The following is a 19,421-nucleotide window of genomic DNA, read 5'->3' as shown; positions in this document are numbered from 1 at the left end:
TACCGATCGTTTACCGAGGGTCTAAACCGTCGCCCGATCGTGCTTTATCCGGACGCGCCGAGGGATAGCGCGATGCCGTCCAGGATGTCGTGTTCGCTGACCACGAGTTCGGCCGGACCACCGCGCCGGGCCAATTGCGCGGCAAGCACTTCGACGATCACCGCGCCGCCGCCGATCACGTCCACCCGGCCGGGGTGGATCACCGGGTTCGCCGCACGGGCGGCGTGGTCTGAACCAAGCAGGTCACCGGCCAGCCGGTCGATGTCGGCCCGCGAAAGCCGGGACAGATGGGTGCGTTCCGAGTCGTACTCGGACAGCTCCTGCGCGACCGCGGACAGGGTGGTGACGGTGCCGGCAACCCCGATCCAGGTCCTCGCCTTCGACACGTCCACCGCTTCGAACGCCTCGGCGAGCACACTTCCCGCCAGTTCCCTGGCGGCGGCGATCTCGGTGGCGGTCGGGGGATCGGACTTCAGCGCACGCTCGGTGATCCGCACGCAGCCGATGTCCACCGAACGGGCGGCGCTCACCTGCGCCCGGCTGCCGTCCCAGTCGCCGAGCACCAGCTCGGTCGAACCGCCGCCGACGTCCACCACCAGGAACGGGCCGTCGTCCGGGTCCTGCTCACCGACCGCGCCGGTGAAGGCGAGCTTGGCCTCCTCGTCGCCGGTGATCACCTCGGCCTCGGTGCCGAGCACCTCGCGGGTCATCGAGAAGAACTCGTCCCGGTTGCTCGCGTCCCTGGTGGCCGAAGTGGCCACCATGCGCACCTGCTCCACCCCCTTGCGGCGGGCGGCGACCGCGTAGTCCACCAGCGCGGCACGGGTGCGCTCCAGCGCTTCCGGGGCGAGCCGGCCGCTGGGGTCCACGCCCTGGCCGAGCCGGACGATCCGCATCTCGCGGTGCAGGTCGCGCAGGTCGACCGTGCCGTCGTGGCGGGTGGTCAGCTCGGCTACGAGCAGCCGGATGGAGTTCGTTCCACAGTCGATGGCAGCGACGCGAGGCATGACCCCACCCTAACCATCACCACCCGCGATCAGGGCGTAGGCGTCTGTGTGGAGGTCCCGTCGGGGTCGCACGGCGGCAAGGTCGTCGACGGCGGAGTCGGCGTTTCGCTCGGAGGCTTGGTGGTACAGGTCGGGTCCGTCGTCGGTGTAGTCGTCGTCGTGGTCGTCGTCGTGGGCGGGGTCTCGTCGCTGGTGTCCGGCGGCAGCTGGCTGCCGGTCGGCGTGGTCGTGCCGGGCGGGTTGCCGGTTGCCGGCGTCGTCGGCGTGGTGGTCGGGGCCGGCGGCGGCGGGACTTCGCCCGGCGCCGGGGAAGTGGTCGTGTTCGGCGCACCGATCGGCACCTTGCTGTCCGGCAGCGCGCCGACACTGCCGCTGCGGTACGCCTGCGCCCACAGGATGACCGTGTTCACGTAGCTGTCGGAATTGTTGTAGCGGAAGATCGCCGCGCGAAGCTGGTCCGGGTTGGCGAGGTCGAGGCCGCCGGAGGTGAGGTAGCGGCCGGTGCCGAGGGTGGCGTCGTAGATGTTGTTGGGGTTGGACTCGCCGTCGCCGTTGCCGTCGGAGGCGTAGTTGCGCCAGGTCGAGGGAATGAACTGGGTGGGGCCTACCGCGCGGTCCCACACCGGGTCCGCGTCGAACCGGCCGCCGTCGCTGTCGGCGATCGCGGCCACCGGCCCGGCGCCGTTGAGCACCGGCCCCAGGATCGGCTCCAGCGTGTCGCCCTTGGCGTCCACATAACCACCACGAGCGTGATTCGACTCGATCCGCCCGATACTCGCGATCAACGCCCAGTCGATATGCGAACCAGGCTGCTCACGCGCCACGATCTCCGCCGCGTTCTGATACGCCTTCAACGCCGTACCAGGAATACCCAACGGCCCACTCGGCAACTCGTAGGCACCGAGCGGAACCGGCGCGGGCGCCTGCGGGAGGCTGCCGTTCACGCCGATCTGGGTCAGTCGCGGGTCGAACCCGCCTTCCAGCGCCGCGTCACCGGTGTGCTCGGAACTGGCCAGGTTGACCCAGGTCGCGGCACCGCCACTGGCCGCTACCGCGGGCACGACGGCGAGGGTGCCACCGATGACCGCCACGACCGTTTTGTGACGCAGCCCGATTCTTCGTGCCGTGCCAGTCAACCGCGATACTCGCACACCCTCCAGCCTTCCCTGCCAGTTTCGCCCGCGACCGATAGTGGTCCATCCGGTGTGAAGCCCACGTACTCTCAGACTGCCTCAGTAGCGGGCCGGTTTCATCCCCAGCGGCCGGACGATCACCGGTCGGCGGCCGAATTACTCCACCTGGCTCAGTTATCTGTTTCCGCACGTAGATCGTTACCGGCCAGTACGAGCCTGTCCGGTTCGCCGACGGCAAGACATCGGAAGGCGTTACCGGGCGGCGCAGTCTCCGGAGGGCCATTCGGCACGGAGCAGGGCCAGCGTTTCGTCGCCGAACGGGTTCACGCCGGGGCCGCGGGCGAGGGTGTGCGCCAGGTGCACGTGCAGGCATTTGACCCGCCCCGGCATGCCGCCGGCGGTCACCTGGTGGCCGAGCGTTTCGATGGCGTCGCGCTCGGCGAGGTAGTCCTCGTGCGTGCGCTGGTAGGCGGCGGCCAGCTCGGCGTCCTCGGCCAGCCGGTCGGTCATCTCCCGCATCAGCCCGGACGCCTCCAGCCTGCCGACCATGGAGGACAGCCGCGGGCAGGTCAGGTAGTAGAGGGTGGGAAACGGGGTGCCGTTCTCCAGCCGAGGATTGGTCTGAACCACTGACGGGTGGCCGCTCGGGCAGCGCGCGGCCACCGCCCGCAGCGCCCTCGGCGGGCGTCCGAGCTGCTCCGCGATGACCTCCTTGTCGGCGTCCGTCACGGCCTCGAACCCGCCCAGCTCACTCCTGTTCACCCGCCCATTCTCGCAAACCCCCAGCACCCACCTCACCTGCCCTGACATGCAGCGAAGGCCACCTTGCCTGCGTTGAACGCAGGCAAGGTGGCCTTCGCTGCACGGGTCAGCCGCAAAAGCAGGTCAGCCGGTGATGCTCTTCCAGAGCTGCTCGTACCAGGCGCCCTGCGGCTGGGCCTGCTCGCCGGGGATCGGCTGCTGTGCCTGCGCCTTGTCCTCCGGCAGCTGCACCATGAACGGTGTCTCACCGGGCATCACGTAGCGCAGCCTGCGCCGCGCCTCGGCCTCCACCTGGCCGGGGTCGGAGAGCTGGGCCTGGCGGGCGGCCAGCTCCGCGACCTCCTTCTGCAGTTCGGCGCGTTGCTGCTCCTGCTCGGAGATCTCGGAGCGCTGGGTGAGGTAGGTACGCAGCGGTACCGCGATGGTGAAGGCCAGCGCGCAGACCACGATGGCGACCACCGCGGCCCGGCGCGTGTTGGACATGCCGAGCACCCTGGCCGCACCGGAGGCGCGCTTCGCACTCAGCCCACGCCGCAGCCTGGCCTTCTTGCCACCGATGTCCCGCCGGGCGCGCTCCGGCCGGCGGGCGGACACACTGCCCCGCCCACCTCGCCGACCGCGCTGCCTGCCCCGCTCGGCCACCGGAAATCAGGCCTCCGGGGTGAATCTCGGGAAGGCAAGATCGCCGGCATAACGGGCCGCGTCCGCGAGGGTCTCCTCGATCCGCAGCAGCTGGTTGTACTTGGCGACCCGCTCGCTCCTGGCCGGGGCGCCGGTCTTGATCTGGCCGACCCCGGTGGCCACCGCCAGGTCGGCGATCGTGGTGTCCTCGGTCTCGCCGGAGCGGTGGCTCATCATGCTCTTGTAGCCGAAGGACGTGGCCAGCGAGACCGCGTCGAGGGTCTCGGAGAGGGTGCCGATCTGGTTGACCTTCACCAGCAGCGCGTTCGCGGCGCGGCGGTTGATGCCCTCTTCCAGCCGGTCCGGATTGGTCACGAACAGGTCGTCGCCGACCACCTGTACGCGCTCGCCGATCTCCGAGGTCAGCCGCACCCAGCCGTCCCAGTCGTCCTCGGCCAGCGGGTCCTCGATGGAGACCAGCGGGTACGCGTTGAGCAGCTCGGTGTAGTAGCCGGTCATCTGCTCGGCGCTCTTCTTCGAGCCCTCGAAGGTGTAGGCGCCGTCGCTGAAGAACTCGGTGGCGGCCACGTCCAGCGCGAGCGCGATGTCGCGGCCCGGGGTGTAGCCGGCCTTCTCGATGGCCTGCAGGATCAGGTCGAGCGCCTCGCGGTTGCTGGACAGGCTCGGCGCGAAACCGCCCTCGTCCCCGAGGCCGGTGGAGAGGCCGCGGCCCTTGAGCACCGACTTCAGCGAGTGGTAGACCTCGGCGCCCCAGCGCAGCGCCTCGCGGAAGGTGTCCGCGCCGATCGGCGCGATCATGAACTCCTGGATGTCCACGTCGGTGTCCGCGTGCGAACCGCCGTTGAGGATGTTCAGCATCGGCACCGGCAGCACGTGCGCGTTCGGCCCGCCGAGGTAGCGGAACAGCTCCAGCTCGGCGGAGTCGGCGGCGGCCTTCGCCACCGCGAGCGAGACGCCGAGCAGCGCGTTCGCGCCAAGCCGGGACTTGTCCGGGGTGCCGTCGAGGTCGACCAGCTTCTGGTCGACGATCCGCTGGTCGACGGCCTCGACCCCGGTCAGCTCGGGACCGATCTCGTCGAGTACCGCGGCGACCGCGCGCTCCACGCCCTTGCCGCCGTAGCGGTTGGGGTCGCCGTCCCGCAGCTCGACGGCCTCGTGCTCACCGGTGGACGCACCCGACGGGACCGCGGCCCGCGCCAGCGTGCCGTCGTCGAGAGCCACCTCCACCTCGACCGTCGGATTGCCGCGGGAATCGAGAATCTCCCGCGCGCCTACCTGCTCGATGACCGCCACGCCTTGCTCCTTACGCGGTTGTGCCAGCGTCGACGGCACCCAGCGTAGCCGCCGCCCGCGATCACCCGTTGGAGGCACGCAGACCGGCCCCGGATTCCGCTCAGGAGGGGCGGACCTCCTGCCAGCCGGAGGGCAGGTCGACCTTTTCCGAGGTGTTCTGCCAGAAGGTCCAGCTGTTGCCGCCGATGTCGGGCATGGTGAACACCCGCGCGCCGTAGGGCTGGTCCTGCGGCTGCGACACGTCCGCGTCCTCGCCGAGGGCGGCCACCACCGCCCGGTGCTGGGCGTCCACGTCGTCCACGTAAACCACGTTCAGCTGCCCGACCGGTCCCTCGACGCCCTTGGCCTCCCAGTACTCCGAACCGACCGTGGCCAGCCTTATATCCGCACCTGCGGCGGTGATGGTGGCCTGGAACACCATGCCGCTGGAGTCGACGTACCGCACCTTCTCGGTGAAGCCGAAGACGCGGACGAGCCACTCCAGCGCCTCGGTGGCGTCGGTGTAGTAGAGGTAGGGCGCCAGGCCGAGATACTGGACGCCCGGTTCGCCGCCTTGCTCGTCGCTCATGGCGGAACAGTGCATCATGCCGCGTACCGAGCGCGGTACCGCACCCCCGTCCCACCCACCAGCTCAGCCGACCACCTGTCGGACGGCCGCCGCGGCGGCCACCGCCAGCTCGGGTGGCGCACCAGTGCGCGAACGCACCCTGAGCGGCGCTTTCGCCAGCTCGGGCAGCCCCTCCGCGGTCGGCACCAGCCCGGCGGGTGGCCTGCCGACCGAGGGCAGCAGGGTCACCCCGAGCCCGGCCCGTGCGGCCGCGTGCACCCCGGCCAGGTCCACCGCCTCGGCCATGATCCTGGCCCTCAACCCGGCGTCGGCGAGCGCGTCCAGCGCCATCCGGCGCAGCACGCACGGCTCGTCGAACACCACCACCGGCACCTCGCCGTCCACCGGCCGCCAGTCCGGCGCCGCGTACCAGGACAGGGTGAGCCAGCCCGCCGCCCTGCTCCGCCCGCCGACCGGGCCGCCGAGCAGCAGCGCGAGGTCCACCGCGCCGCGCTCCACCGACTCGGCAAGCCTGGCCGAGCGGTCCAGCCGGAATCGGACATCCCGGCCGGGCAGCGCTGCCCGCAGCGCGGCGGACAGTTCGGGCAGCAGCTGGTCGGCGGCATGCTCGGTGGACCCGACCACCAGCGCGACCAGCTCCTCGATGCCGAGCCGGCGGACCGCCTCGTCGTGCACGGCCAGGATCTGCCGCGCCTCGGCGAGCAGCTCCTCGCCGTCGGCGGTGAACCTGGCGCCGCGGCCGTCCTTGGTCACCAGCGTCCGGCCCAGCGTCTTCTCCAGCCGCCGCACGTGCTGGCTCACCGCGGACTGGGTCAGGTGCAGCGCGGTGGCGGCCCGGTGGAACCCGCCGCAGTCGGCGATCGCGACCAGGCTCCGCAGCGGAACGATGTCCAGGACGTCATTCACACCAAGGACTCTACCCGATCGTCCGAACAGGATCGCTTATCGATCGCGATGGCTGATCATTGTTGGACAGTGCGGGCGCATCGGGCCGAGGCTGGCGTCATGCGGATCTCCCTGCCGATCGCCGTGGCCACCGTGCTGGTGTGGGCCACCGGTTACCCCGCCGGCGCGTTCGGTGTCGCGACGATGTCACCGTTCCTGCTCACCACCTTCCGGTTCGGCCTTGCCGCGGTGGTGCTCACCGTGTTCGCGCTCGCCGCACGCGCCCGGTTCCCGCGCGGCAGGCTGCTCTGGCACACCGCGGTGGCCGGGGTGCTCGGCCAGGCCGTGCAGTTCTGCGGCCTCTACGGCGGGTTGCACGCCGGAGTGCCGCCCGCGGTGTCCGCGCTGGTGATCGGGCTGAACCCGGTGCTGACCGCGCTGCTCGCTTCGGTCGCGCTGCGCGAGCGGATCAGTGGAGCGCGGCTGGCCGGGCTGGCGCTTGGCGTGCTGGCGGTGTTCGCCGCGCTCGGCGGCCGGGTGCTGGCCGCGGGCGGGATCGACGCCGGCACCGGGCTGACCCTGCTCGGCCTGGCCGGGCTCGCCGCCTCCGGCGTTTACCAGCAACGATTCTGCCGTGCGGTGGACGTCCGTGCCGGTGCCGCGGTCCAGCTCGCGGTGGCCACCCCGGCCGCCGCCGTGCTCGCGTTGCTGGAGCACGGCGGCGTCACGGACTGGCCACGATCCTGGCTCGTCCTCGGCTGGCTGGTGCTGGTCAACTCCGCGCTAGGCGCGGTGCTGTACCTGACCGCGGTGCGCCAGGGCGGGGCGGCGAAGGCGAGCATGCTGTTCAGCGTGATCCCCTCGGTCACCGCGCTGATCTCCTGGCCGCTGATGGGCACCGCGCCGGACCCCGGCGTGCTCGTCGGGCTCGCGCTCGGCGCGGTGGCCTGCCTGCTCGGTACGCGGGATGAGGGTCGAGAAACGGCCGTCTCCGAGGTAACGTCGAGTGGACCATGGTTGACGAGGGCCCTACAGGGGATCATGCCGGCGAGGCCCGGTTCCAGGCGTTCCGTCAGGCCGAGCAATGGGTCAAGCGACGCCCGCTCGACGCGCTGAAGGTGCTGGAACCGGTGCTGCACGCCGAGCCGGACAAGCCCAGTGTGCAGTTGCTCGCCGGCCGTGCGTACTTCCATTCGGCCCAGCTCCGCCGCGCGGAACGGGCCTTCACCCGGGTGCTGGAGCTCGATCCGGCCGACCACTACGCCAGGTTCGTGCTCGGCCGCACCCTGCAGCGGCAAAGCAGGCTGGTCGAAGCCCTGGCCCAGCTCAAGATGGCCTTCGCGATGCACCCAGCGCCGGAATACCAGGACGCGCTCGGCGAAGTCAGTGCCCGGCTCGCCTTGCGCGACAACAACACCTAGGCGTTGAGGCTGGCGGCGGCATAGGCATCGGCGCCGCTGAACACTTCCTGGCCGTAGGAGACGGACTGGTTGTAGGTGAGCACCGCGTCCCACCAACCGTCCGGAGTGGACAGATCGCCGCCCCGCGAGCAGAGGTAGCGGCCCGCCGCGAGCGCGGCGTCGTCGATGTTCTGCGGGTCCGGCGCCGCGCCGTCGGCGCCGGCCCGTACCGACCAGCGCTGCCAGGTCGATGGCAGGAACTGCAACGGCCCGACCGCGTGGTCCCAGGTGACGTCGCCGTCCAGCTTCCCGCCGTCGGTGTCCTTGATCGCCCGCACCCCCGGCGAGCCGTCCAGCACCGGCCCGATGATCGGCCTGGTGACCCGGCCGTCCACCCCGACCTGCGCGCCACCGAAGTTGCCGTGCCGCGACTCGACCCTGCCGATACCAGCCACCGTGACCCAGGACAGCTTGCAGGACGGCTTTTCGGAACGCATCCACATCTCCGCCCGCCCGTACGCGGCGAGCACCCTGGCCGAAACCTGGGTGGCCTTGGCGATCCGCTTCGACCAGGCGTCCAGCTCGGCCACGTCGGAGGCGTTCGGCCGGTCCTCCGGGGCGGCCAGCGCCTGCCGCGGCGCGGTCGCCCCCGGCGGCGGTTTGAGCGACTCCACGGTAAAGCTCGGCTCCGGCGGCGGCTCCGGCTCGTCCCGGCTGATCCCGATGGTCAGGATCAGCACCAGCCCGGTCAGCACCAGCGCGCCGGCCAGCACCAGCTTGCCGGAGATCCGGCGCGGCGGGAGCTGACCCGGCGGCAAGGGAGGCGCCGGCACGTAGTGCGGCTGGGTGGGTTCGACCACCCGTTCAGGTTACGCGTCAGCGCGCCGGCCAGTAGCCGCGCCAGCCGTCGGCTTCGAGGGTGGACGGCTCGATGCCGGCCGCCCTTGCCGCGTGCTCGGCGGCGCGGACATCGGCGGCGAACCGCTTGGCGACCGCGCGCAGCTCGCCCTCCGGGTCGATCCCGCCGCGCCGGGCGCCGGCCGCGATGCGGAACAGCTGCTCGGCGTGCGACGGCCCGGCCGGGAACAGGTCGAACGGAATCCCGGCCCGCCCGGTGCGCTGCCCCAGCTTCCCGGCCAGCGCGATGGCGGGCTGGCCGAGCGCCACACCGTCCACAATGGACTTACGGCCCTTTTCGGCCTGCTTGAGCTCTTCCCACTTCACCTGCTGGTGCTCGGCGGTGTGCACCTTGGCCGCGTCGGCGAACACGTGCGGATGCCGGCCGACCAGCTTGGCCACCAGCTCACCGGCCACCACGTCGATGTCGAACGGGTCCTCGGCGTGCTCGGCGGCCACCCTGGCGTGGAAGAGCACCTGCAGCAGCACGTCACCGAGTTCCTCGCGCATCGCCGCTCGGTCGCCCTGCTCGATCGCGTCCAGCAGCTCGTAGGTCTCCTCGACCAGGTACTGGCGCAGCGAATCGTGTGTCTGCACCGCGTCCCACGGGCAGCCGCCCGGCGAGCGCAGCCGGTCCATCACCCGCGCGGCCTCGGCCAGCCCGGCCCCGGCCTGTCGCGGCGCCTCGATCAGCCTTGCCCCCGAAGCCAGCAGTGCGGCGGCGCCCGGCTCGGTGGCCGAAGAAGCGATCAGCAGCACCGGCTCGGCGAGCAGTTTCGCCACCTCCGGCGCTCGCTCCACGCCCAGCGCGACGGCGTCCAGATCCGAGCCCGCGTACACCACGGACGCGCCACGCAGGGCGGTCAGCGCGGCGGCCGGCAGCGCGGCGTCGGGTCCGGTCAGGACGACGACGCTGCCGGGGAAACCTCCGGTCACGGCCGGAGTGATTCCTTGGCCGGGAGCACGATGCCCTTGGTCTCGTTCTCGTTCGGCGCCAGGCCGAGCGCGACCGGGTCCCAGACGCCGAACCGCGGGTTGATCTTGACCGCGGCCTGGTCGAAGTAGGGCTGCAGCAGGCGGCGGCCGGCCGCCGCGTACTGGCCCTCGTCCACCGGCGCGGCCTGGTCCACCCCGGGGGTCGCGTCCTGGGTGCGTTCCCTGATCACCGCGACCACCCAGTTGGCCTGCTGCTCGTTGAGCTGCAGCGCGACCACCGTGCCGGGCGGCACGCCGAAGAGCGCCGAACCGGCGAGGTCAGGCGCCTGCGAAGCGGGCACGCGCTCACCTTCGCCGGCACCGGCGCCGGTGCCCTTGTCCTCCGCGATGACCCGCGCGACCTCGGCCGGCCCCTGCGCGAACTGCCGAGCCTTCTCCAGCGCCTTCTCCCGCAGCGAACCCGGCTGCCCGGACGGGTCGTCCGAGCCGACGCTGGTGTAGTCGAAGGTGATGGAGAGCTTGTCTAGGTACTTCTCGCCGAGCTGCTTGAGCAGCACCTGGTCGGTGTAGACCTCGCCCTGCTCGCGGGAGCGGAAGGCGAGCTGCTGGGCGAGCACGTCCGGTCCGGCGGAACCGTCGGTGGGCAGCGCCACGCCGAGCGGGTTCTGCGCGAACAGCTGGTCGACCTGTGCCTGGTCGGCCCTGAGGCCTTCCTTCTTGGCGGCCTCACCGAGCAGGTCGTGCACCACGAGCTGCCCGATGATCGCGCGGGACACCAGGTCCAGCTTGTGGTTCCGGGCGAGCTGCTGGGCGGCGGGCTCGGCCTTGGTGACCTTCTCCACCATCTTCTGCACGTCGTCGACCGAGACGACCCGGCCGCCGACGATCACCGCGGCGCCGACCTGACTCGGCCCGGAGCCGCACCCGGCGACCAGGAGACAGGCGGCTAGGACAGCGAGCAAAGCCCGAGGGCGGCCGATGATCCTCATCACGCCCGTTACCCTCTCACAGCCCCCGCCCCTGAACACAGCGCCTGTCCACACTCGCGTCCGCGTCCCCCGCACACGTGTCCGCGCTCCCCGCACACGCGTCGCCCCGCTGCGACATCACAGTCACCCCGGTTCGGGCTTCAAGCCCGCCTCCAGCCGGTCATACTCACTCGCCAGACCGCTCAGCCACTCCTGGGATTCGATCGGGCTGAGCGCAGTCGCCCCGAGATCACCAACGATCCTTCGATAGGTCTCAAGCTCTTCCGGCTCCTCGAGGAACAAGGTCGCGGTATGGGTCGGAACGCAGGCCACCGGCCGGTGTTCTGTATAGCGGATCACCCGGAACCCGCCGACCACTGACCGGAGAGCGTGTTCGTGCACGAAAAAGCACGACTGCCCTCTTCGACGCCGATCCAGGATTCGCTGTCAGCTGAGTCGAGCGAGCACACGCGGCTCGAACTGACCCTCCGACATTTGTTTACTCATGCCAAGAAGCGCCCGCACATAGTCTTCGGTCTGGAGAAGGCCGGGGATGGAGACGAGGTCGTAGTTGATGATCGCGTCGGCGGTGTTCTCCAGCCGGATCAGTGAGCGCAGGTTGTCCGGCAGGTCCCGGCCGTGTGCCTGCAGGCGGTACTCCGCGTCGGTCTCCCTGGCGAGCTGCCGCAGGCGTTCGAGTTCGGGCCGCGGGGCGCCGCACTTGACCGCGTAGATCGCCACGTCCATTTCCGACGAGCCGCGCTTCCCGCTCTCCATCCGCGAGATCTTGCTCGGCGACCAGCTCAGTGATTTGGCCAGCGAGTCGGCGGTGAGTTCGGCCTTCTCCCGTACCTGGGTCAGCGCGTCACCCAGCTCGCGCGCTCGCGCCGAGGAACGGTACCCCCGCTCCTGACCCGCACGGCGCGAATGATTCACCGCAATGGAGCCGGCCTTGCCTACCTCGCAAGTACTTCGCGCCGCGAAGTAACCCTTCTTAGCGTTCCACGATATCGGCCTCTCACCCGGTCGGTGGTCACTCGAAGCGCGCAAGAAAGCGCTGCCAGAAGGGCACCTGCCTTACTTTGGAGACGCCCGTACGCGCCCCCGGAAGCGAGGTCACCCGATGCAGGACACCGCGGAAATCACCAAGGAATTCTTCCTGCCGTGGACGATCGCGGGCGGTAAGGCCGGCAGAGTGACCCTGGAGATCTGCGGTCAGGTGGAGCTGATCAACGACAACAAGCACTACAAGGTGACCGGCCTGCTCTATGTCGCCGACGGCGGGGCGAGCAGCCGGGAAATCGGAAATCCGCTCGTTTTCGTCCAGCGGAACATCGCGAACGGTAACGGCCGCCGCCAGGGCTGGCAGGTGATCAGCGGGAAGAAGACTTGCGAACGCCTCCATTCCGCGGAAATGCCCTTCGCGCGGATGGGCCACTGGGGCCCGGAGGACCGCACGCTGCTGCTGAACATCGGCGCCGTCTCCGGCTGGACCCGCCGCACCCAGTTCAGCAGCAGCATCGAGCTACGCCTCGTCGACTAACCCACCCAACGTCGTGAGCGAAAAGCGTTGCTCCGGCAACACTTTTCACTCACGACCGCTGACCTGCGAAAACGCTGGTCAGCCGACCGCGGCGGGCTGCTTGGTCAGCTGGCCGAGCAGCTTGGTGCACCAGTCCAGCAGCTCCTCGTCCCGCAGCGGCGGCGCGCCCATCCGCCCGCCGGCGGGCCCCTCGGTCGGCTTCGGCACGGACACCGTGCTGGTGATCGCCTTGTACATCGCCTTCGGGTGCAGCCGCTTCAGCCGCACCAGCTGCGAGTCGGCCAGCGGCAGCGGGGCGAACCGGATGGTGTTGCCCTGCGCGGACACCTCGGTCACCCCGGCCGCACGGCAGGCGTGCCGGAACCTGGCCACCGAAAGCAGCCGCAGCACCGGAGCCGGCGGCTGCCCGTACCGGTCGACCAGCTCCTCCTTCACCGCGTCCAGCGCGGCACCGTCCGGCGCCGCGGCGATCTTGCGGTAGGCCTCCAGCCGGAGCCGTTCCCCCGGCACGTAGTCGTGCGGGATGTGCGCGTCCACCGGCAGGTCCACCCGCACCTCGGCGGGCGCCTCGTCCTCCAGCGGCTCCGCGCCGGCGTGCCTGCGGAACACGTCCACCGCCTCGCCGACCAGCCGGACGTAGAGGTCGAAGCCGACGCCCGCGATGTGCCCGGACTGCTCCGCGCCGAGGATGTTCCCGGCACCGCGGATCTCCAGGTCCTTCATCGCCACCGCCATCCCCGCGCCCAACTCGGTGTTCTGCGCGATGGTGGCAAGCCGGTCGTGCGCGGTCTCGGTCAGCGGGGCCTCCGACGGGTACAGGAAGTACGCGTACCCGCGCTCACGGCCACGGCCGACCCGGCCGCGGAGTTGGTGCAGCTGGGCGAGGCCGAGCATGTCACCGCGCTCCACGATGAGCGTGTTCGCGTTCGAGATGTCCAGCCCGGTCTCCACGATCGTCGTGCACACCAGCACGTCGAACTCGCGGGCCCAGAACCCCTCGATGATCTTCTCCAGCTTGTCCTCGTTCATCTGGCCGTGCGCAGTCACCACCCGCGCGTCCGGCACCAGGTCACGCAGCCGCTTCGCCGCCTTCTCGATCGACGAGACCCGGTTGTGCACGTAGAACACCTGGCCGTCGCGCAGCAGTTCACGCCGGATCGCGGCGCCGACCTGCTTGTCGTCGTAGCCGCCGACGTAGGTCAGGATCGGGTGCCGGTCCTCCGGCGGGGTCAGGATGGTGGACATCTCCCTGATCCCGGCCAGCGACATCTCCAGCGTCCGCGGGATCGGCGTGGCGGACATGGTCAGCACGTCCACGTGCGTGCGCAGCGCCTTGATGTGCTCCTTGTGCTCCACGCCGAAGCGCTGTTCCTCGTCGACGATCACCAGCCCGAGGTCCTTGTACCGGATTCCGGTCTGCAGCAAGCGATGCGTGCCGATCACGATGTCGACCTCACCCTCGGCCAGCCCCTCCAGCACACCGTCCACTTCGGACTTGACGGTGAATCGGGAAAGGCCCTTGATGTTCACCGGGAAGGACTGCATCCGCTCGGTGAAGGTGTTCAGGTGCTGCTGGGCGAGCAGGGTGGTCGGCACCAGCACGGCGACCTGCTTGCCGTCCTGCACCGCCTTGAACGCCGCGCGCACCGCGATCTCGGTCTTGCCGTAGCCCACGTCGCCGCAGATCACCCTGTCCATCGGCACCCCGCGCCGCATGTCCGCCTTGACCTCTTCGATCGCGGCCAGCTGGTCGTTGGTCTCGGTGAACGGGAACGCGTCCTCCAGCTCGCCCTGCCACGGGGTGTCCGGGCCGAAGGCGTGCCCCGGCGCGGCCTGCCGGGCGGCGTAGAGCTGCACCAGCTCGGCGGCGATCTCCTTGACCGCCTTGCGCGCCTTGGCTTTGGTGTTCTTCCAGTCCGAGCCGCCGAGCTTGTTCAGCGACGGCAGCTCGCCGCCGACATAGCGGGACACCTCGTCCAGCTGGTCGGTCGGCACGTACAGCCGGTCCCCTGGATGCCCGCGCTTGGAGGAGGCGTACTCCAGCAGCAGGTACTCCCTGGTCGCCCCGCCGACGGTGCGCTGCACCATCTCCACGAACCGCCCGATGCCGTGCTGGTCGTGCACCACGTAGTCGCCGGTCTTGAGCGCGAGCGGGTCCACCGCGTTGCGCCGCCGCGACGGCATCTTCGCGTTGAGGTCCTTTGTGGACTGCCCGGCGGTGGCGCCGCGGCCGGTCAGGTCCGCTTCGGTCAGCACCACCAGCCCCAGCTCCGGTGCCACGAAACCCTCGGCCAGCCCGCCGCAGGTGACCGTGACGACGCCTGGCTTCGGCGGCTCGGACAACCCGTCATCAGCCAGCGTCGCGGGTACTTCAACCGCGGAGAACTGCTCCACCGCACGGGCCGCGGTGCCGTGCCCGGCCACCACCAGCACCCCTGCGCCACCGGCCGCGGTGTGCGCGCGCAGATCGGTCGCCGCCCGCTCCAGGTCACCGCGATAACCCGGCGAAGCCTCGATGCCGACCCGGAGCACGTCGGCACCCTCGCTGGTCAGCTGGGAAAGCGTCCACCACGGCCTGCCGGTCGCCCCGGCGTGCTCGGCCACCTCGGCGAGGTCACGGTAGGCGGAGGCGCCGAGATCGATCGGAGCCTGGCCGCCCGAAGCGGCGGTGGTCCAGGACGCCTCCAGGAACTCCTGGCCGGTGCGCACCAGGTCGTGCGCCCGCGCGCGGATCTTCTCCGGGTCCGCGATCAGCACATGACTGCCCTTCGGCATCGCGTCGGTGAGCAGCTCCAGCTCGCCCTCGCAGAGCACCGGGATCAGCGCTTCCATTCCCTCGCAAGGGATTCCACCAGCCAGTTTGGTCAGCATTTCGGCCAGCTGCGCGTCCGCGGCATGCGCCTCGGCCAGTTCGCCCGCCCTGACCTTGACGCTCTCGGTGAGCAGCAGCTCCCGGCACGGCGGCGAGATCACCTCGGCGATCTCGCCCGGCAGCGAGCGCTGATCGGACACCGCGAACGCGCGGATCTCGCTGACCTCGTCGCCCCAGAACTCCACCCGGAACGGATGGTCGGCGGTCGGCGGGAACACGTCCACGATGCCGCCGCGGACCGCGAACTCGCCGCGCTTCTCGACCATGTCCACGCGGGTGTAGGCCAGCTCGACGAACCTGGCCAGCACCCCCTCGAACTCCTGCTCCTCGCCGACCCGGAGCTCCACCGGGGCCAGCGAGCCGAGTCCCGGCGCCATCGGCTGGATCAGGCTGCGCACGGTGGCCACCACCACCCGCAGCCCGCCCTGGTCCTCGGCCTGGAGCCGGTGCAGCACCTGCAGCCGCCGGCCCACGGTGTCCGCGCGCGGGGACAGCCGCTCGTGCGGCAACGTCTCCCAGGACGGGAAGTCGGCCACCGCGCCGGCACCGAGCAGATCGGACAGTGCGGCGGTCAGCTCGTCCGCCTCCCGCCCGGTGGCGGTGACCGCGAGCACCGGGCGGCCGGCGCCCTGGTCCGCGGCCAGCGCGGCGATCACCAGCTGCCGGGTGGCGGTGGCACCCTCCAGGTCGAGCAGCGGCGCGCCGGCCCGTTCGAGCACCCCGCGCAGGGCGGAATCGGGCAGGACGGCAGACAGGAGTCCGGACAGCGAAGCGTCGGTCACCGAAGATTCCCCTTACGAAACGGGCACACCCCTGCCTGGGACGAGGCAAACCAAGGGCTCTCGTTGTCCAGGGTACGTGCTCGGTACGACAGGATCAGGAGTCCCCAGCCCCTCCGCTGAGCACCAGCTTCGCCAACGTGACCACGCCGTCGCGGACGCGGTCACCGTCGTAGTCGTCCTGGAGCGCTTTGCGCTGATCGGCGGCCAGCGGGGCGAGCAGGGCGTGCGCCAGGTAGTCCGCGTCCAGGTCCGGGCGGGCCTGCTGGAGCAGGATCTGCACGTGCCGGTGCCACAGCCGGTAGGCGCCGATCCGGTAGCGCGCGCCGATGGCCGCGGTCTCGGACAGGTGCACCAGGTCGAGGTGCCTGCCGAGGAAGTCCGCGTAGGCGGCGAGGAAGGCAACAAGCCGCTCGCCGGGTGGCGCACCGGGCCCGAGCGGCGGCAAGCCTTCGAACATGGCCCGTTGCAGTTCGGCCTCTCGGGTGCCGAGCAGTTCCACGGCGAGACCGGACTTGTCGGTGAACCGGCGGAACAGCGTGCCCTTGCCGACCCCGGCCTCGGCCGCGACCTGGTCCATGGAGACGGCGTGCACCCCGCGTTCGGCGAACAGCCGCTCGGCCGCGGCCAGGATCCGCTGCCGGTTCCTGGCCGCGTCGGCACGTTCCTTCCGCGGCTTCGGCGACCCGATCTGCAGCAGTTCCTCTGGCACGCTTGCATATCCGGACTGCGGTCCGTTAATCTCGGTCATCGATACGGACTCTAGTCCACTTATCTCTGGAGGTCACCATGACAACACTGATCAGCCGCGAAGAGCTGCGGATCGCGATCGAGCAGGACAAGGTCACCGTGCTCGACGCGCTCGGCGAGCACTACTGGGCACAGCAGCATCTGCCCGGCGCCGTCCCCTTGGTCGCCGACGAGGTGGCGACGCGGGCGCCAGAGCTGTTGCCGGACAAGGCCGCCGCGATCGTCACCTACTGCTCGAACCCGGCCTGCGGCAACAGCCAGGCGGTGGCGTCCAAACTGGAAGCGCTGGGTTACACCGACGTCCGCAAGTACGCCGGGGGCATCGAGGACTGGGTAACCGCCGGTCTCCCAGTCTCCTCCGCGCCCGCCCGCGCCTGACTGTCCGTGAAGGGCACCTTCCCTACGTTGAAGGTAGGGAAGGTGCCCTTCACGACATGGCGCCGGTGAGGGAAGCGGCCGCGTGACCGGCGAGCAGCTCGGCACCGGCCCAGACGAGCGCGGCGGCGGCGCTGCCCGCGGTGAAGCGCACCCGTGGCATCGCGGCCGCCCCGGCGAGCCTCGGCACCAGGGTGCGCACCCCGGCCAGCCAGCGCCCGGCCATCACCGCGGGCACGCCGTAGCGGTTCAGCCGAGCGTCCAGCCTGCGCCACCGATCCGGGCCGACCCGCCTGCCGGCCGAGGTGGCCCGCAGCGCTGGGCCGAACCGGCGGCCCTCCAGATAGCCGAGCTGATCACCGAGCACGGCCGCACCCGCGGCGACGGCCAGCGCAAGCCAGAGGTTCACCGTGCCGCGTTCGGCGAGGAAGCCGACGAGCAGCAAGGTGGACAGGGTGGGCAGCACGATTCCGGGCAGCAGCGCGGTTTCGCAGGTGATCAGCGCGGCGGCGATCAGGTACACCCAGATCGCGGGGAGCTCAGCCAGCTGCGGCAGCAAAGAGTCCACTTCGGACACTCCCCCCTGGCGTCAGCGGCGAGGAGGCGCGGTGGACGAAGGCCGGGGGCAGGTTCGGCCAGACCACCCGGCCGCGCTCGAGCGTGCCGAACCGCTCCGCGAGCAGCGCCGCGAACCGGCGGGCCGGGCCGGTCCAGGCGGCGTGCGCGTAGGCGAAAGTGCTGAACCGGCCGTCCGGGCCGAGCACGTCCAGCACCGCGTCGAGGATCCGCCGTTGCCGCGCTTCCGGCATCGCGGCCCAAGGCAGCCCGGATACCACCACGTCCACCGGCCCCGGCAGGTGTTCGGCCAGGTCCTCGGCCCGCCCTCGCACCACGTCGACCGGATCGTCCGCGTGCCGCTCGCGCAGCCCTTCGGCCAGCCGGGGATTCCACTCGACCGCGACCAGCCGCGCACCCGGCGCCAGCCTGGACAGGATGGCGCCGGTGAACGCCCCGGTGCCGGGGCCGAGCTCGGCCACCACCGGCGCGCGCTCCAGGCCGAGCCCGCCCGTTATCTCGGCGGCCAGCCATCGCGAGCTCGCCGCGACGGCCCCGGTGCGCAGCGGATGGCGGAGGAATTCGGTGCTGATCGACATACCGCTGACGCTAGGAATCCGCGGGGTGGCCACGCATCCGTCAAGTCGACCGGGCTACTCCTCCCGCGGAAGGAGACGGGCTCCTTCCGGCGGACCACGCGCCACACGGCGAGACAACGCGGATTCGCGCATGCTGGTGGCATGCGTGCACGAAAGATCGGAATTGCCGTCTTCGTCTCCCTCACCGCATTGACCACGGCCTGCACGAGCCAGCCACCAGCCGTCGGCAGTGCGCCGGAGCCCGCACCGCCGAGCACCACGGCCGCGGCGGGTGGCACCACGTTCAAGGTGGAAGAGGTCGCGGCCGGTCTCGAGCACGGCTGGGACCTCGGCTTCCTGCCGGACGGCAAGGTACTGGTCACCCAGCGCCCCGGCCGGCTCGCGCTGATCGCCGGCACCGCCCCCGGTTCGGCACTCACCCCGGTCACGGCCGATTTCTCCGACGTCCTCGTCCGCGGCGAAGGCGGCCTGATGGGGCTGGTGATCCATCCGGATTTCGCGCAGTCCCGGCGGTTCACCACCTGCCAGACGCATACCGAGGGCGGCGATCCGGTGGACGTCCGGCTGGTCACCTGGGCCCTCTCCGGGGACGGGCGCAGCGCGACCAGGGTGGCCGATCTGCTCACCGGGCTGCCGGTGAACGGCAGCGGCAGGCACTCCGGCTGCCGTCCAACGCTGGCCGCGGACGGCGCGCTGCTGGTCGGCACCGGCGACACCGCGGACAACCCGGACATTCCCCAGGACCGCAACAGCCTCGGCGGCAAGGTGCTGCGCATCGACCTGGCCACCGGCGGACCGTTGCCGGACAACCCGTTCATCTCCTCGGCCAACCCGATCGAACAGCGGATCTACAGCTACGGCCACCGGAACGTGCAGGGCGTGGCGGTACGGCCGGGCAGCGGGCAGGTCTTCGTCAACGAGCACGGTCCGACCGGTTTCGACGAGCTGAGCCCGCTGCGCGCGGGTGGGAACTACGGCTGGGACCCGTCCAAGGGCGGCACCGTGGACGACTACGACGAGCGAGTACCGATGACCGACACCGAGCGGTTCCCGGACGCCGTTCGTCCACTGTGGACTTCGGGGAACAGTACCGAGGCGCCGTCCGGTTCCGCCTTCCTGGACGGCCCGCAGTGGGGCGCGCTGGACGGCAGGCTGGCGATGGTCGCGCTGCGCGGGCAAAAGCTCCTCCTCTTCTCCCTTGACGAGGCGGGCACGGTGACCGAGGTACTGCTGCCGCCGGAGTTCGACGACGCCTTCGGCCGGTTGCGTGCGGCCCGCGGCGGGCCGGACGGCACGCTGTTCGTGACCACCTCCAATGGTGCCGGAGACAAGCTGCTGAGGATCACGCCCGGCGGGTAGTTGTCCACAGGGCAGGGCAACTGTGGACAACTCCCGGATGTCGATCTTGATCCGGGCCTTCCGCGACCGTGGACGGTGCATGGTGGTCGCATGCCCAC

The 19,421-nt window shown here is 70.8% G+C and carries 21 protein-coding genes; 5 read left to right on the top strand and 16 right to left on the bottom strand.

Annotated features, from left to right (window positions below):
* Positions 1 to 44: 44 nt before the first annotated feature.
* The 7 genes from AMYNI_RS0122625 to AMYNI_RS0122595 all read right to left on the bottom strand — a co-directional run bounded on the left by AMYNI_RS0122625 (position 45) and on the right by AMYNI_RS0122595 (position 6,311).
* Positions 45 to 1,007: a Ppx/GppA phosphatase family protein gene (locus tag AMYNI_RS0122625; RefSeq protein ID WP_020670335.1), complete on the bottom strand. Its 963-nt coding sequence runs from the start codon at positions 1,005 to 1,007 to the stop codon at positions 45 to 47.
* A 29-nt stretch (positions 1,008 to 1,036) separates the two neighbouring features.
* On the bottom strand, positions 1,037 to 2,158 hold the full coding sequence (locus AMYNI_RS45155) for a lytic transglycosylase domain-containing protein (protein WP_040405884.1): 1,122 nt from the start codon (positions 2,156 to 2,158) through the stop codon (positions 1,037 to 1,039).
* 234 nt (positions 2,159 to 2,392) lie between these two features.
* Positions 2,393 to 2,869 (bottom strand): DUF501 domain-containing protein, encoded by a 477-nt coding sequence (locus AMYNI_RS0122615; RefSeq protein ID WP_425387950.1) that lies wholly within the window; start codon positions 2,867 to 2,869, stop codon positions 2,393 to 2,395.
* Positions 2,870 to 3,025: 156 nt separating this feature from the next.
* The gene (locus tag AMYNI_RS45150) at positions 3,026 to 3,496 is read right to left on the bottom strand and encodes an FtsB family cell division protein (protein WP_020670332.1); all 471 of its coding nucleotides are present in this window, start codon (positions 3,494 to 3,496) and stop codon (positions 3,026 to 3,028) included.
* 54 nt (positions 3,497 to 3,550) lie between these two features.
* A complete protein-coding gene (gene eno, locus AMYNI_RS0122605) occupies positions 3,551 to 4,837 on the bottom strand; it encodes a phosphopyruvate hydratase (RefSeq protein ID WP_020670331.1) in 1,287 nt (428 codons plus the stop codon).
* A 100-nt stretch (positions 4,838 to 4,937) separates the two neighbouring features.
* Positions 4,938 to 5,405, bottom strand: coding sequence for a VOC family protein (locus AMYNI_RS0122600; protein ID WP_020670330.1), 468 nt, complete (start codon positions 5,403 to 5,405; stop codon positions 4,938 to 4,940).
* A gap of 63 nt (positions 5,406 to 5,468) precedes the next feature.
* Positions 5,469 to 6,311 carry a LysR family transcriptional regulator gene (locus AMYNI_RS0122595; RefSeq protein ID WP_020670329.1) on the bottom strand — a complete coding sequence of 281 codons (843 nt, stop codon included), beginning with the start codon at positions 6,309 to 6,311 and terminating at the stop codon, positions 5,469 to 5,471.
* Between the two features lie 99 nt (positions 6,312 to 6,410).
* Here AMYNI_RS0122595 and AMYNI_RS0122590 point away from each other — a divergent pair, with 99 nt between their 5' ends.
* Both AMYNI_RS0122590 and AMYNI_RS45145 read left to right on the top strand, forming a co-directional pair.
* Positions 6,411 to 7,406 carry a DMT family transporter gene (locus tag AMYNI_RS0122590; protein WP_020670328.1) on the top strand — a complete coding sequence of 332 codons (996 nt, stop codon included), beginning with the start codon at positions 6,411 to 6,413 and terminating at the stop codon, positions 7,404 to 7,406.
* Positions 7,304 to 7,711: a tetratricopeptide repeat protein gene (locus AMYNI_RS45145; RefSeq protein ID WP_040405879.1), complete on the top strand. Its 408-nt coding sequence runs from the start codon at positions 7,304 to 7,306 to the stop codon at positions 7,709 to 7,711. Before AMYNI_RS0122590 ends, AMYNI_RS45145 begins: the two co-directional genes overlap by 103 nt.
* On the opposite strand, the gene AMYNI_RS0122580 is transcribed toward AMYNI_RS45145, so the two are convergent.
* From AMYNI_RS0122580 to AMYNI_RS45140, 5 genes are all read right to left on the bottom strand, one after another.
* Complete coding sequence (locus AMYNI_RS0122580; RefSeq protein WP_020670326.1) at positions 7,708 to 8,550, bottom strand: lysozyme family protein; 843 nt, start codon at positions 8,548 to 8,550, stop codon at positions 7,708 to 7,710. The genes AMYNI_RS45145 and AMYNI_RS0122580 overlap by 4 nt on opposite strands.
* 16 nt (positions 8,551 to 8,566) lie before the next feature.
* Positions 8,567 to 9,523, bottom strand: a complete 957-nt coding sequence (locus AMYNI_RS0122575; protein ID WP_020670325.1) for a nucleoside triphosphate pyrophosphohydrolase — start codon at positions 9,521 to 9,523, stop codon at positions 8,567 to 8,569.
* On the bottom strand, positions 9,520 to 10,512 hold the full coding sequence (locus AMYNI_RS0122570) for a SurA N-terminal domain-containing protein (RefSeq protein WP_026360790.1): 993 nt from the start codon (positions 10,510 to 10,512) through the stop codon (positions 9,520 to 9,522). The genes AMYNI_RS0122575 and AMYNI_RS0122570 overlap by 4 nt, the downstream gene beginning before the upstream one ends.
* A gap of 123 nt (positions 10,513 to 10,635) precedes the next feature.
* Positions 10,636 to 10,869, bottom strand: coding sequence for a Scr1 family TA system antitoxin-like transcriptional regulator (locus AMYNI_RS0122565; RefSeq protein WP_020670323.1), 234 nt, complete (start codon positions 10,867 to 10,869; stop codon positions 10,636 to 10,638).
* A gap of 69 nt (positions 10,870 to 10,938) precedes the next feature.
* Positions 10,939 to 11,427, bottom strand: coding sequence for a Scr1 family TA system antitoxin-like transcriptional regulator (locus AMYNI_RS45140; RefSeq protein WP_020670322.1), 489 nt, complete (start codon positions 11,425 to 11,427; stop codon positions 10,939 to 10,941).
* Between the two features lie 187 nt (positions 11,428 to 11,614).
* Between AMYNI_RS45140 and AMYNI_RS0122555 the strand changes: the two genes are divergently transcribed.
* A complete protein-coding gene (locus AMYNI_RS0122555) occupies positions 11,615 to 12,034 on the top strand; it encodes a hypothetical protein (RefSeq protein ID WP_020670321.1) in 420 nt (139 codons plus the stop codon).
* 78 nt (positions 12,035 to 12,112) lie between these two features.
* Here AMYNI_RS0122555 and mfd read toward each other — a convergent pair whose 3' ends face one another.
* A complete protein-coding gene (gene mfd / locus AMYNI_RS0122550; protein WP_026360789.1) occupies positions 12,113 to 15,673 on the bottom strand; it encodes a transcription-repair coupling factor in 3,561 nt (1,186 codons plus the stop codon).
* Between the two features lie 109 nt (positions 15,674 to 15,782).
* Entirely contained in the window at positions 15,783 to 16,397 is a 615-nt protein-coding gene (locus AMYNI_RS0122545; protein WP_020670319.1) for a TetR/AcrR family transcriptional regulator, read from the bottom strand.
* A gap of 77 nt (positions 16,398 to 16,474) precedes the next feature.
* Between AMYNI_RS0122545 and AMYNI_RS0122540 the strand changes: the two genes are divergently transcribed.
* Positions 16,475 to 16,813, top strand: coding sequence for a rhodanese-like domain-containing protein (locus AMYNI_RS0122540; RefSeq protein ID WP_020670318.1), 339 nt, complete (start codon positions 16,475 to 16,477; stop codon positions 16,811 to 16,813).
* 49 nt (positions 16,814 to 16,862) lie between these two features.
* Here the strand turns inward: AMYNI_RS0122540 and AMYNI_RS0122535 are convergent, their stop codons facing one another.
* Both AMYNI_RS0122535 and AMYNI_RS0122530 read right to left on the bottom strand, forming a co-directional pair.
* Positions 16,863 to 17,378, bottom strand: coding sequence for a DedA family protein (locus AMYNI_RS0122535; protein ID WP_026360787.1), 516 nt, complete (start codon positions 17,376 to 17,378; stop codon positions 16,863 to 16,865).
* A complete protein-coding gene (locus tag AMYNI_RS0122530) occupies positions 17,350 to 17,964 on the bottom strand; it encodes a class I SAM-dependent methyltransferase (protein ID WP_020670316.1) in 615 nt (204 codons plus the stop codon). The genes AMYNI_RS0122535 and AMYNI_RS0122530 overlap by 29 nt, the downstream gene beginning before the upstream one ends.
* 141 nt (positions 17,965 to 18,105) lie before the next feature.
* Between AMYNI_RS0122530 and AMYNI_RS0122525 the strand changes: the two genes are divergently transcribed.
* Complete coding sequence (locus tag AMYNI_RS0122525; RefSeq protein ID WP_020670315.1) at positions 18,106 to 19,323, top strand: PQQ-dependent sugar dehydrogenase; 1,218 nt, start codon at positions 18,106 to 18,108, stop codon at positions 19,321 to 19,323.
* The last annotated feature ends 98 nt before the right edge of the window (positions 19,324 to 19,421 follow it).

The sequence above is a fragment of the Amycolatopsis nigrescens CSC17Ta-90 genome (genome assembly GCF_000384315.1).
In the GTDB taxonomy this organism is placed as follows: Bacteria; Actinomycetota; Actinomycetes; order Mycobacteriales; family Pseudonocardiaceae; genus Amycolatopsis; species Amycolatopsis nigrescens.
Note: the sequence above shows the minus strand (reverse complement) of the source record. Positions and strands in the feature narration are given on the sequence as shown.

Coding starts and splice junctions, on each gene's coding strand:
- AMYNI_RS0122525 (WP_020670315.1), top strand. CDS start 18,106: ATGCGTGCACGAAAGATCGGAATTGCCGTCTTCGTCTCCCTCACCGCA.
- AMYNI_RS0122590 (WP_020670328.1), top strand. CDS start 6,411: ATGCGGATCTCCCTGCCGATCGCCGTGGCCACCGTGCTGGTGTGGGCC.
- AMYNI_RS0122530 (WP_020670316.1), bottom strand. CDS start 17,964: ATGTCGATCAGCACCGAATTCCTCCGCCATCCGCTGCGCACCGGGGCC.
- AMYNI_RS0122540 (WP_020670318.1), top strand. CDS start 16,475: ATGACAACACTGATCAGCCGCGAAGAGCTGCGGATCGCGATCGAGCAG.
- AMYNI_RS45145 (WP_040405879.1), top strand. CDS start 7,304: ATGGTTGACGAGGGCCCTACAGGGGATCATGCCGGCGAGGCCCGGTTC.
- AMYNI_RS0122625 (WP_020670335.1), bottom strand. CDS start 1,007: ATGCCTCGCGTCGCTGCCATCGACTGTGGAACGAACTCCATCCGGCTG.
- AMYNI_RS0122555 (WP_020670321.1), top strand. CDS start 11,615: ATGCAGGACACCGCGGAAATCACCAAGGAATTCTTCCTGCCGTGGACG.
- AMYNI_RS0122570 (WP_026360790.1), bottom strand. CDS start 10,512: ATGAGGATCATCGGCCGCCCTCGGGCTTTGCTCGCTGTCCTAGCCGCC.
- AMYNI_RS0122600 (WP_020670330.1), bottom strand. CDS start 5,405: ATGAGCGACGAGCAAGGCGGCGAACCGGGCGTCCAGTATCTCGGCCTG.